The sequence below is a fragment of the Brachyspira suanatina genome, from assembly GCF_001049755.1.
In the GTDB taxonomy this organism is placed as follows: Bacteria; Spirochaetota; Brachyspiria; order Brachyspirales; family Brachyspiraceae; genus Brachyspira; species Brachyspira suanatina.
The window spans coordinates 132,687-144,408 of sequence record NZ_CVLB01000002.1 but is presented as its reverse complement, the minus strand read 5'-3'; the positions used below and the strand labels follow the sequence as shown (position 1 = coordinate 144,408).

The following is an 11,722-nucleotide window of genomic DNA, read 5'->3' as shown; positions in this document are numbered from 1 at the left end:
TTGTTCTTTTAATTTGCTAATATTATTTCGGTGACCATAGAGAAAGTGATACACCCGTTCCCATTCCGAACACGGCAGTTAAGCCTTTCATCGTCGATGGTACTGTAAGGGTAGCTTTACGGGAGAGTAGAACGTTGCCGGGTATATATTATATATTTATCCCAATAGATTTATTTCTGTTGGGATTTTTTATATTTAAAATCTTAATCCTTTAAATTTAAAAATAAAAGAGATTTATAAATGAATAATAAAGAAAGAATTATAAAAACTATTAAAATTATAGCTTATTTATTTTCTTATATGATGGTTACTGTAGTTGCTTTCAATTATGGTTATATGTATTATGCTGTTAAATTTGATGGGGCTTCTGCTCCTCCTAGTGTTTCTTTTATTTTTGCTGTGCCTTTCATTATTGCTATATTAGTGTGTGTTATTTTAATAAAAGTTATAAATAAGAAAATGAAAGATTGACAATTTATTTAATAAAAAATTACAGTTGAAAAACTATTAAAAATATATAAATTATCTTCTAATCATAAGGAATTATTAATGAAAGAAGATGTTTGCGGCTGTTTTTATTGCGTGAGCATTTTTAGCTATAAACTTATAACTGATTGGATAGAAGATCAAAATGATTTAACTGCTATTTGTCCATATTGCGGCATTGATTCTATTATACCAAAGTATTATAGTTATCAATTAAACAAAGAATTATTAAAAGAGATGAGAGAATATTTTTTCTAATAATATATAGCTTTCAAAAGATTCCATTATTTTAGTTCAGAAATAATTTAGTATTATATTTCATTATATCCTTGCAAATATTACTTTATTTGAAATAATTAGTTATATATACTTTATATAGGTATTTTATTTTAATTAAAATACGATAATAATTAAATAAAAATAATTTATGAGGTTTTTGAAAAATGGAAAAAGAAAATAAAAAAATTATGTCGTCTTCTATAATATCAGTTTCTATATTTACTATTATAATTGCTGTACCGCTAACTTTTATTATTTATAATTTTAAATTAGAAAATGCTTCTTTTCTTCCTAATACTTTTTCTAAATATGCAGTATCTTTTTTAATAGCATTTATAATAAGCCAGTTAATAACAGTAATTGTTCATAAGCTTATATTACTTGTTTTAACATTAATTGGGATACTTCTTGTCAGGAAAATAGCAGGAGATGAGGAAAATAAATGAATTTAATTTTTTATATCAATGAAAATAATAATATTACTTTATTTAAAATAATTAGTTATACTTTAGACTAGTATTTTATTAAACTTGTTATATAATAGTAAATTAAATAAAAACAATTTTGGAGGTTTAAAATTATGGCAAATCCTGTTTTATCAGATAAGGCATTTAATTATGCATCAAGTTATGAAAATGATAATACAATGACTGTTAATGGGGCAATTAACAAATCAATAATACTTACGTTAGTGTTAATACTTTCAGCTATGGTAAGTGTATTTTTTGTTTTAGCTGCTAATCCTGGTCTTCTTTATCCTGCTGCTTTAGGTTCATCTATAGCTTCTTTTATATTGGCTTTGATAATGACTTTCAAAAAAGAATTATCTAAAGTATTTTCTATACTTTATGCTATACTTGAAGGTGTTGCTATAGGTGCAGTTTCTTATCTTTTTAATGCTGCTTATGACGGTATAGTTGTACAGGCAGTATTTCTTACATTTTTAGATTTATTTATAATGTTGGTATTATATAGATTTAGAATAATAAGAGTAACTGAAAAATTTAGAAGCGTAATAACAGTATCTACATTATGTATAGGTCTTGTATATTTAGCTAATTTTATAATGTCATTCTTTGGTGCTAGAATTCCTTTCTTATATGGTTCAAGTCCTTTAAGTATTGGAATAAGTATTGTAATAGTTCTTGTTGCTTCATTTAATTTACTTTTGGATTTTGACTTTATGGAGAAAGGCGAGCAGTATAATATGCCTAAATACTTTGAATGGTACGCTGCTTTCGGACTTCTTGTTACTTTGGTATGGCTTTATTTAGAGATATTAAAACTTTTATCTAAAATAAGAAGCAGAGATTAAAATTAATATAATTAAGGAAATTAAAGGCATGCATATTAATTTATGTATGCCTTTTTTATTTGCATTATATTATTAATTTATTTTATTTATATATTTTGCAGACGCTTCAAATCTTTGTTATTGAATGGAAGAATAAATTCCTATAATATTATTAAAATTTTTAACTTTCTCAACTGATTCACTTAATATAAATTATCAGTTTAAGCTCAAATATAGCCCTTTTGCTTCTCGCCGAAGGCGTACTGCGTATGTGGCAACAAAAGAAGTGGGTGTTACCCTACGGGTACGCTTCGCGGTGGGCGAAGCCCTGCAGATCTTTAAAATTTAAAAAATAATTTTTGACAAAATATAGTTGTTTATCTATAAATTAAAATATTTATTCAACTTTTCCCGTGGTAAAAGTTGCAAAAGCACATAGTATTTTTATTATAGTTTAATATTATTATATAAACAAATAATGTTTTTATATAATATTATTTTTAATTTATTGTTTTTTGTTTTATAAGATTAATTTTCCAAACGCTTCAAAGCCTTTATATTGAATGGAACAATAAAGTTTCATAATGTACTAATTTTAATTTGCACTTTTTGGTTCTTTTTGCGGCGGGAAAAAGAACGACATAAAAAATTAGAACTTGAAAATTTTAAGTATATATAAACAAATAATTGTTTTATATAATAATATTTTTAATTCATTGTTTTTTGTTTTAGATATTGATTTTTAAAACGCTTCAAAGCCTTGTAATTGAAGGGAAGACTAAAGTCCTATAATGTACTAATTTTTTATAAAAACATAGACATTAAATAATATAATTAATAATATTTACTCAATTTTTCCCGTGGTAAAAGTTGCAAAAGCAGATATTATTTTTATATTCAGTTTGAATATTATTATATAATTGTTTTATGTAGTATTATCTTTAACTTATTCATTTTTTCTTTTATATATTGATTTTCAAAACGCTTCAAAGCCTTTCTATTGGATGATAGATATAGTTTTGTTATGTACTAATATTTAAAATTATTAAAACTTTTATTGTTTGTGATATTACCATTTATAAAAAATAATACTGATATTCTAGCTTTTTTAAAATGTTGATAATTGTATATTAGTAGAATATAAAAAATATAGAATTATCTTGCTTTAAATTTAAAATAATATATAGTATAATAAATTTAAAAATAAATTTAAATTCGTATTTAAATTTAAAAATACATTTAAAATAATAGATAATTGTTTTGTATAAAAAATATAAAATACATAAAAACTTAAAAAATTATGACAGTTTTTGTCGCATTGATAGTGCATGATTAAGCTATAAAAAATTGAATGAGCAAATAAACATGAAAATGTTTAGAATAAAAAAATCAAAAAAAGGAGTTTTACTATGAGTAAAATTAGTAAAAAAATTTCAACAATATTTTTAAGCCTATTTTTAGTAGGTATCTTATCAGTAAGCTGTTCCAATAAGGACAAAACAGCACCAGATACAAGTACCCCAAAAACTATAAATGCACAATATGCTGGTATATGGGAATATAGTACTGGTGATAATGTAGAAATAGATATAAACGGTAATATACACGAATATAAAAATTCGTCACGTGGACCACAAGGTGAAATCATAGAAGCTAATGATCCTAATTATAAAGTAAAAATTTATGGAAAGGAAATTAAGATAACATTTAACAATGTAAATAAAGCAACTGTAAATATTGATGGACAAGATGTTACATATACTAAAACATCAAAAGGCATAGAACAGTATAACAATAATTCCTACGTATCAACATCTGCTGTAATTCAGTCTCAATATTTCTGGGTATCAATAAAAGATTCTAAAGTTGGTATGAGTGCCGGTAATGACCAAACATCAGAACCTCAATATCAAGGATATTTCCCTGTAACAGGTTATGGTATTGATTATAGCTTTTCTACTGACTTTTATGGAGAACCAAATGCAATTAAAGGTACTTTAAAATTTGCTTCTGATGGAAATTCTGTAACAGTTAGATTTACAGAAAATCCAGGTGCACCTGCAGAAATGTTAAATAAAGATATAGTTTGTAATATAAAAAAATAATCAATCATATTAAAAATTAAAGGGCTTTGCTTGAAGTTTTTTGAGTGAAGCCTTTAGTTTTTATTTTGAATTATATTTAATTAGGAGTAAAAAATGAAATTAAAAATATTCTTATTAGCTTTATTATCAATATTAGTATTTATATCCTGTGAAAGCAAAGAAGAAGGGTGGTATAAAAATGTAAGTTATAAATTCTATACTAATGGTAATGAATCCCTGCTCTTTGTAGGAAATAAAGTTTTAGTAGGAGATGAAGAAGCTGTAATAAATCCTCTGGCTTCAATTCTAACATTATTAACCACTTCTGTAAGTGAAATAAAAAGTAAAAATGAGGCTGTTTATACTATGGATTTGTTTGTTACAAAATCATATTTAAATTTCAAATTAAATGGTAATACTCTTAATTGTTCTATAGAAGGAGAGGAAGGAGAAAACTATTATTACAATGATGAATTAACTAAAAAATATTATACAAATATAATCGAAATAAAAAAATGGTGGGAAGAATATAGTTCTACTAATGAGTAATTATTAAATGGAGCAGGTTTATGAAATTATTCAAATTATTTATTCTATTTACAATATTTAATTTATCCTATCTATACTCTGAGGATAGGCTCAATTATCAATTATACGAAGCATGCGAATCTGGAGATATTAAAAAGATTAGGGAGTTAATTAGAAAAGGTGTTAATGTTAATGAAAAAAGCGATTTTATTGAGGATACTGCTTTATTGATTGCAAGCCGTAAAGGATCTTTTGATATAGTTAAACTTCTTATAGAAAATGGTGCTGATGTTAATCTTAATACTCCAATAAGAGATGCTATTATGAACGGGCATTATGATATAGTAAAATTATTAATGGAAAATAAGGCAGAGTATTCAAATAATTTATTTAAGATAATTTATATTGATAGTTATCTAAATAAATTTGTTACTGAATCTTTAACTTCCTTAGAAATAGCAGCAAGATATGAGCATAGAGATATTGCAAAATTACTCATCAATAATAATGCTGATTATAAAAATAATGATTGGTATGCTGTTAAACTTATAATATCAAAAAATTATGATGATGTTTTTAAAAGTCTTTTAGATAAAGGCATAAATATTAATTATCAATATAGCAATTATAATAATCATAGTCTATTAATGTATGCTATAGATAAAAATTCTACAAATATAATAAAACAAATATTAGATAAAAAACCAAATTTAAAAATTACAAATAATAGCAGAAAAACAGCTATTATGCTTGCTATGGATTATTCATACAGTAAAGATATTATGAATATATTTTTTAATAGCTATGTATTTGATAAATATAAAACTTTAATATCATCATATACTAATAATAATTCTGTAATAGAAGAAATAAATAATATGGTAACTAATCAAAAACTATATTTAGGAAGAGATACTAGTTTTGAAAGCAAAAATGGAAATACTAAAAGTTTTGAAAAAGGAACTTATCTTATAAGTTTATGTACTGCATTAGAGTATTATGATGTAGCTCAGCAGTTAATTGATATAGGATATTTAGATATTGATAAGAATTTTAATAATACATATCCTCTTTTATATGCTATTAATGGTAATGATTTAGAAGGAGTTAAATTTCTTCTTAAAAATAATGCTTATATATATAATACTATAAATAATGATTATGAATATTATGAAGATTATAAAAATACAACATTAATGTATGCTATAGAAAAAGGCAATAAAGATATAGTTGAAGCTCTTTTATCAAAAAAAATATCTTTAAATGAAAATGATGGTAAAGAATTATATTTAGCAGTAAAAGACAATAAATTAGAAATAGCTGAGCTTCTCATTGAAAATAAGTCAGATGTAAATACAAGATATGATAATAAAACATATTTAATGATTGCTGCAGAAAATAATAATAGAGAAATGGCAGAACTACTTATTTCTAAAAAAGCGGATATTAATACTAAAGTTGATGATAATAAAACAGCTTTGCATTATGCATTTGATAATAATAATTTTGAAATGTATGATTATTTAAAAAGTAAAGGTGCCATTGAAACAGAAGATTTAAAAATAAAAATGCAGGAATTAAAAACTTTAGAGGAAGAAAAGCGAATAAAAGAACAGGAAGAAATTGAAATACAGAACCGTTTAAAAGAACAGGAATTAAAAAAATTAGAAGCAGAAAGACAAAGATTAATTTATGAAGCAGATAGAAGAGCATTAATAGAAAAAAATATGAATAGTATAAATATAGCAAAAGGCTTCAATACTTTCGGAATAATAACAATGATTGGAGGAGCTTTAACTGCCGCTAGTCCGTTTATGTTAAATGCAGTAAACGGACAGCCTAATAATTTTGATTTTTTTGATTTCAGCAAAACTGATAAAACAAGCAAGCTAAATAGAACACTATTTTTTACAGGTATAGGTTTATTTACAGCTGGAGCATTAACTTCTATTATTTCATCAGTTTATAAAAGCAATTTAGAGAGAAAAATATATTATTCTTTTGCTCCTATTATAAATCAAAATCAAAATGGTGTATTAGATTATGGATATATATTTAGTTTTAATTATAAATTATAACTTTTTTTATATTTAAATGAAATTATGACAGTTTTTGTCGTCATAATAATATATAATTAAATTATAATCAAAATTAAAAGGAGGCTTTTTATGACTCAAAATTTTTACTGTGAATATTGCGGTGCTAAATATTCTTCAATAGCTTCACTTACTAATGGCTACTGTCTAAAGCACCCAAATGGTCCTAACAATGGTAAGCATAAACTTTATGAAGGTGGTGAGAAGTCAGAATATTTTTGCAAGTATTGCGGGGCTAAAAATAAATCTCTGCAGTCATTAGTAAATGGTTATTGTCTAAAGCACCCTAATGGTCCTAATAAGGGTAAGCATTCGCCTGCTTTATGATTCGCACGGTGAGTAAGACTAAAAAATAAAATTAGATGCTATTTTATTATAAACTATTAATAAAAATAAAATTAATCGTGCGTTGAATAAATTTTTAAACCTAATCTAAACTTGGGTGGGTGCTTTATTTTCTAATTTAATTCAAAAATAAATTGAAGTTAATATTTTTTAAATAAGCAATATATACCTAAACAACTATATTTTGTCAAAAATAAAACTATAGTTTCTTTTTAATATATGGGGCTTTGCCCCATACCCCAGTTCTTTTACCGAGTAGGTACCTTTCGGTATTGGTATAAAAGAACCAAAACAACTGCATTTTTAACCTAAAATTACTCTATTACACCATATTTGATAGATATTCTTAAAATATAAAATTCTAGCAATTGCGTTTTCGCGAAGCGTGCCTGTGGCAGCAACTTTTTTGTGCGGCAAAAAAGTTGATAATTCTACATAAAGTGTATTGATTGACAAACTCAAAAATTTTCAGTATATATTAAAGGATGTGGTATGTAATAAAAGTTTTAAAATTTAATTACATTTGCCCGCCCTTTATATTTTTTTAATATATTCTGCATTTTTTATTTTTTGTTTATTAAAAACTAATTCTGATATTATAAAACCCACCCAAGCATTATTTAAATTTATAATGTTTACACCGCACGATGAATGCAATTTTTTATATAAGATTATTGAATAATATAATTTAAATTAAATAAACAATATATTTACCGTGCGTTTAATTTTAGAAAATGAAAGTTAATATAAAAAAATAATTTTGTTTTTACTATTTAATTAATTGTTATTTAGTTTATAATATTATGATAAGTTTAATTAAATAATAGGTGTTAAAAATATAAATGGCTAATCATATAGGAACAGATCTCACAGAAGCAAAAGTTGTTCCCACATTATTAAAACTGCTTATACCAATACTGATGTCTAATATGCTTAATGTTGTATATAATATAGTAGATAGTATTTGGATAGGTAATATTATAGGGCCTCTTGGACTTTCGGCAGTTGCAGTAAGCTTTCCAATAATGCTTATAATGGGTTCTTTTGCATTCGGTGTTAATATGGCTAATGGTGTTATAGTTTCGCAGTATTACGGAGCTAAAGATTATGATACTGTAAGCCATGTTATAAAAGTATCTACCACTTTGGGAGTTATAATATTATTTACAGTTGGAGCTTTAATGCTTATATTCTCAAGAAATATATTAATAATGATGAAAACTCCTGAAAATGCTATGGAGATGGCATTAATATATTTAAGAATATCTATTTTGGGTATGCCATTTGCATATACTTACTTTTTTATTTCTTCTATATTAAGAGCTGTAGGCGATACCGTAAGACCATTAATATTTTTGATTGTATCATCTATAATTAACATAATATTAGACCCTATACTTATAAAAGGTTTTTGGATAATACCTGCAATGGGACTTCAAGGTGCTGCTATTGCTACAGTAATTGCTCAATTTACTTCTGTATTTATAAGCACAACATATCTTAGAATAAAAAACAGCTTTATAAAAATAAATCCTTTTGTATTTACATTCGATTTGAATATGACTAAAAAAATACTTAAATTAGGAATACCTATTTCATTCAATCAGTTTATAGTAGCTTTCGGATGGTTAGTAATTACAAGACTTATAAGCAGTTTCGGAGAGGCAGCAAGTGCAACTGTGGCTATTGTTAATAGAGTAGAGTCGCTTTTTATAATGCCTATGGGAGCTTTAGGAAATGCTGTTATGACAATGTCAGCACAGAATATCGGAGCTAAAAAATTAGAGAGAGTAAAAGAAATTCTAAAAAGCGGAATCGTTATAGGTATTATAATTTCTTCTATTATGAGTATATTTTCAATAACTAATCCTTATTTACTCATAAGAATGTTTACAAAAGATACTCAGGTTTTTGAATATGCAAGAAGCTATATTTATACTATAATGCCAATATTTATTTTTTATTCTGTGATGTTTGTATGTAATGGAGTTATAAACGGTGCAGGTAAAACTATAGTAATAATGGCTTTCACAACATCTACTACTTTAATTTTGAGAACGATTTTAGCCTATGCATTATCTCCACATTTTGAGCTTATAGGAATATGGCTTTCTATGGGTATATGCTATATAATCAATACTTTCTTTAGTATGTATTATTTAAAATCCAACAAATGGCAGAAGAATTCAAATATTACCCTGTAAATATTTTTATTAATATAACAATAATTTTTGTTTTTATTTACGAAAGTGTTTTGTTTGTAAATAATATATAATATGTTTTCGGTATTTTTTACATATAATATCTTTATATTAAAAATAAAAATATTATAATTATTCATTAAAATTTTCATTTAAAAAAATAAAATGTTTAAGGAGTTTTAATTATGGGCGGAACTATAGTAATAATTATAGTAGTTCTATACTTGGTAGCTATGCTTCTTATAGGCGTGTACTCCAGTAAAAAAATAAGCAACAGTAATGATTTTGCATTAGCCGGAAGAAATTTAGGACCTGTACTTTTGGCTGGAACTTTAGCTGCTACAAATATTGGAGGAGGTACTTCATTAGGTTTAGCAGAACAGGCTTTTGGTAAATGGGGACTTTCTGCTGTTTGGTATGTAATAACAGCTTCTATTGCTTATCTTGTTTTAGCATTTTTAGCTCAAAGATTTAGAAATGCAATGGTTACTACTGTATCAGAATATTTTTACAAAAGATATGGTAAAGCAAATGCATTAGTTACTTCTATTATAATGGGGCTTCCTATGATAGGTATAACAGCAGCCCAGATAATAGCTTCAGCAAGTATATTAACAGTTATGACTGGCTGGAATTATAAATTATCTGTAGTTATAGTTACAATAGTAGTTACTGCATATTCTTCTATGGGTGGACTTTGGGGAGTTGCTTTTACAGATTTGATTCAAGGTTCATTAGTATTTATAGGCAGTTTAGTTGCTATACCTTTTGCTTTGAATTACGCAGGCGGTTTTGATCATGTACTTTCAAATTTAACACCTGCACAAAAATCTTTTACTGCTGGTATGGGCTGGCCTACTATAATATCATTAACCATAATGTATATTGCTTCATATTCTGTAGGTCCTGAAATTAGTCAGAGATTCTTTTCTGCTAGGGATTCTAAATCTTTGATGATAGGTTCTTTAGTCGGCGGATTGGTATGTATATTATATTCTTTATTCCCAGCATTTTTGGGTTTGATTGCTTCAAGTGTTGTTAAAGACGGACTTCTTACTTCTGAACTTCTTACTTCTGAAGGTACTAGATATATTTTACCTGTACTTGCTATGCATACAATGCCTCCTGTAATAGTTGGTTTATTATTCTCTGCATTAATATCAGCTACTATGTCATCAGCTGACTCTGATATGCTTGCAGTATCAGTAATAGCTACAAATGATATATACAAAAAATACATTAATAAGGATGCTACTGACAAACAATTACTTTTCATTGGAAGAGCATGTATGGTTGCTGTTGGGCTTATATCTATGTTTATAGCTTTCAAAGCTTCAAACTTAATAACAATATTAATGTTCTCATTCAGCTTGCGTGCTGCAGGTGTATTTATACCATATTTATTTGGAAACTACACAAACAAAAAACTTTCTGCGGTTGCTAGTATGGGTTCATTGATAGCCGGAAGTGTTGTTACAATATTCTTCCAATACAATAAAAATATTAATTTATTTGGAGTTGACCCTATAATACCTGGTATAGTTGCAAGCTTAGTAGTATTCTTAGTTCTTTCTGCTATAATACAGCCTAAGCCTGATGTTTCAGATACTAAAGAAGCTAAATAATAATTTTTTAATAAAGCATATAAAAGTATAATTTAATAAAACTTTTATATGCTTTTATTTATTATTCTATTTATTTAACGCACGGTAAGTATATTTTTTTATATTATTAAAATTCTGTTATTCCATCATCTTATATACAAAATGCATTCAGCGTGCGGAGGTATCATTATAAATTTAAATAACAATTGGGTGGGTGCTATATTTTCTAATTTAATAAAAAAACAAATTTAAATTATAATTTCAAAAATAAATTATAAATATTAAAGGGCGGGGTATGTAATTAAAGTTTTAAAAATTAATTACATTTGCCACCCTTTATATTTTTTAATCTCATTTGTCATTTTTGTATTACTTTTCTTTTTTATTTTATACTGTATTATAACATCCACCCAAGTTTTTTTTATTCATTGTATTAACTACAATAACAACGAATTAATCATTTGAAAATTTTGAATAAAATAAAAATATAAAATTATAAGTATATAAATAAATTAATTGATAATAATTACTTTATTGACTTTTAAAATAAATGCATACTAAATAAAATAATTTATAAAACTTGTATTAAATTAATATTATAATTTTATTTAGTTTTCAACTTATAAAACTTGTCTTTTTTGCAACTTTTTTAGGTATAAAAAAGTTGATAAATAAAAAAATTATACTATTTTATTATCAATTTTTTCAACAATAAACTATAAATATTAAATGGCGGGGTATGTAATTAAAGTTTTAAAAATTAATTACATTTGCCCACCCTTTATATTTTTTAATCTCATTTGTC

The 11,722-nt window shown here is 25.4% G+C and carries 10 protein-coding genes and 1 rRNA gene; all 11 read left to right on the top strand.

Annotated features, from left to right (window positions below; translation table 11 throughout):
• The first annotated feature begins 26 nt into the window (after window positions 1-26).
• A 5S ribosomal RNA gene (rrf, locus tag BRSU_RS10285) occupies window positions 27-143 on the top strand.
• A 97-nt stretch (window positions 144-240) separates the two neighbouring features.
• Entirely contained in the window at window positions 241-471 is a 231-nt protein-coding gene (locus BRSU_RS10280) for a hypothetical protein (RefSeq protein ID WP_048595279.1), read from the top strand.
• Window positions 472-549: 78 nt separating this feature from the next.
• Window positions 550-744: a hypothetical protein gene (locus BRSU_RS10275; protein WP_048595278.1), complete on the top strand. Its 195-nt coding sequence runs from the start codon at window positions 550-552 to the stop codon at window positions 742-744.
• Window positions 745-929: 185 nt separating this feature from the next.
• Window positions 930-1,211, top strand: coding sequence for a hypothetical protein (locus BRSU_RS10270; protein WP_048595277.1), 282 nt, complete (start codon window positions 930-932; stop codon window positions 1,209-1,211).
• A gap of 134 nt (window positions 1,212-1,345) precedes the next feature.
• Complete coding sequence (locus BRSU_RS10265) at window positions 1,346-2,080, top strand: Bax inhibitor-1/YccA family protein (RefSeq protein WP_048595276.1); 735 nt, start codon at window positions 1,346-1,348, stop codon at window positions 2,078-2,080.
• Between the two features lie 1,388 nt (window positions 2,081-3,468).
• Window positions 3,469-4,164: a hypothetical protein gene (locus BRSU_RS10260; protein ID WP_245158089.1), complete on the top strand. Its 696-nt coding sequence runs from the start codon at window positions 3,469-3,471 to the stop codon at window positions 4,162-4,164.
• 93 nt (window positions 4,165-4,257) lie between these two features.
• The gene (locus tag BRSU_RS10255) at window positions 4,258-4,692 is read left to right on the top strand and encodes a hypothetical protein (RefSeq protein WP_048595275.1); all 435 of its coding nucleotides are present in this window, start codon (window positions 4,258-4,260) and stop codon (window positions 4,690-4,692) included.
• 20 nt (window positions 4,693-4,712) lie between these two features.
• On the top strand, window positions 4,713-6,749 hold the full coding sequence (locus BRSU_RS10250; RefSeq protein WP_048595274.1) for an ankyrin repeat domain-containing protein: 2,037 nt from the start codon (window positions 4,713-4,715) through the stop codon (window positions 6,747-6,749).
• A 90-nt stretch (window positions 6,750-6,839) separates the two neighbouring features.
• Entirely contained in the window at window positions 6,840-7,094 is a 255-nt protein-coding gene (locus tag BRSU_RS10245) for a hypothetical protein (RefSeq protein WP_048595273.1), read from the top strand.
• Between the two features lie 860 nt (window positions 7,095-7,954).
• The gene (locus tag BRSU_RS10240) at window positions 7,955-9,316 is read left to right on the top strand and encodes an MATE family efflux transporter (RefSeq protein ID WP_048595272.1); all 1,362 of its coding nucleotides are present in this window, start codon (window positions 7,955-7,957) and stop codon (window positions 9,314-9,316) included.
• Window positions 9,317-9,498: 182 nt separating this feature from the next.
• A complete protein-coding gene (locus tag BRSU_RS10235) occupies window positions 9,499-10,938 on the top strand; it encodes a sodium:solute symporter family protein (protein WP_048595271.1) in 1,440 nt (479 codons plus the stop codon).
• Window positions 10,939-11,722: the final 784 nt, after the last annotated feature.

Bases quoted from the DNA above. Each gene is read 5' to 3' on its own strand.
- BRSU_RS10280 (WP_048595279.1), top strand. From the start codon at position 241: ATGAATAATAAAGAAAGAATTATAAAAACTATTAAAATTATAGCTTAT.
- BRSU_RS10275 (WP_048595278.1), top strand. From the start codon at position 550: ATGAAAGAAGATGTTTGCGGCTGTTTTTATTGCGTGAGCATTTTTAGC.
- BRSU_RS10270 (WP_048595277.1), top strand. From the start codon at position 930: ATGGAAAAAGAAAATAAAAAAATTATGTCGTCTTCTATAATATCAGTT.
- BRSU_RS10265 (WP_048595276.1), top strand. From the start codon at position 1,346: ATGGCAAATCCTGTTTTATCAGATAAGGCATTTAATTATGCATCAAGT.
- BRSU_RS10260 (WP_245158089.1), top strand. From the start codon at position 3,469: ATGAGTAAAATTAGTAAAAAAATTTCAACAATATTTTTAAGCCTATTT.
- BRSU_RS10255 (WP_048595275.1), top strand. From the start codon at position 4,258: ATGAAATTAAAAATATTCTTATTAGCTTTATTATCAATATTAGTATTT.
- BRSU_RS10250 (WP_048595274.1), top strand. From the start codon at position 4,713: ATGAAATTATTCAAATTATTTATTCTATTTACAATATTTAATTTATCC.
- BRSU_RS10245 (WP_048595273.1), top strand. From the start codon at position 6,840: ATGACTCAAAATTTTTACTGTGAATATTGCGGTGCTAAATATTCTTCA.
- BRSU_RS10240 (WP_048595272.1), top strand. From the start codon at position 7,955: ATGGCTAATCATATAGGAACAGATCTCACAGAAGCAAAAGTTGTTCCC.
- BRSU_RS10235 (WP_048595271.1), top strand. From the start codon at position 9,499: ATGGGCGGAACTATAGTAATAATTATAGTAGTTCTATACTTGGTAGCT.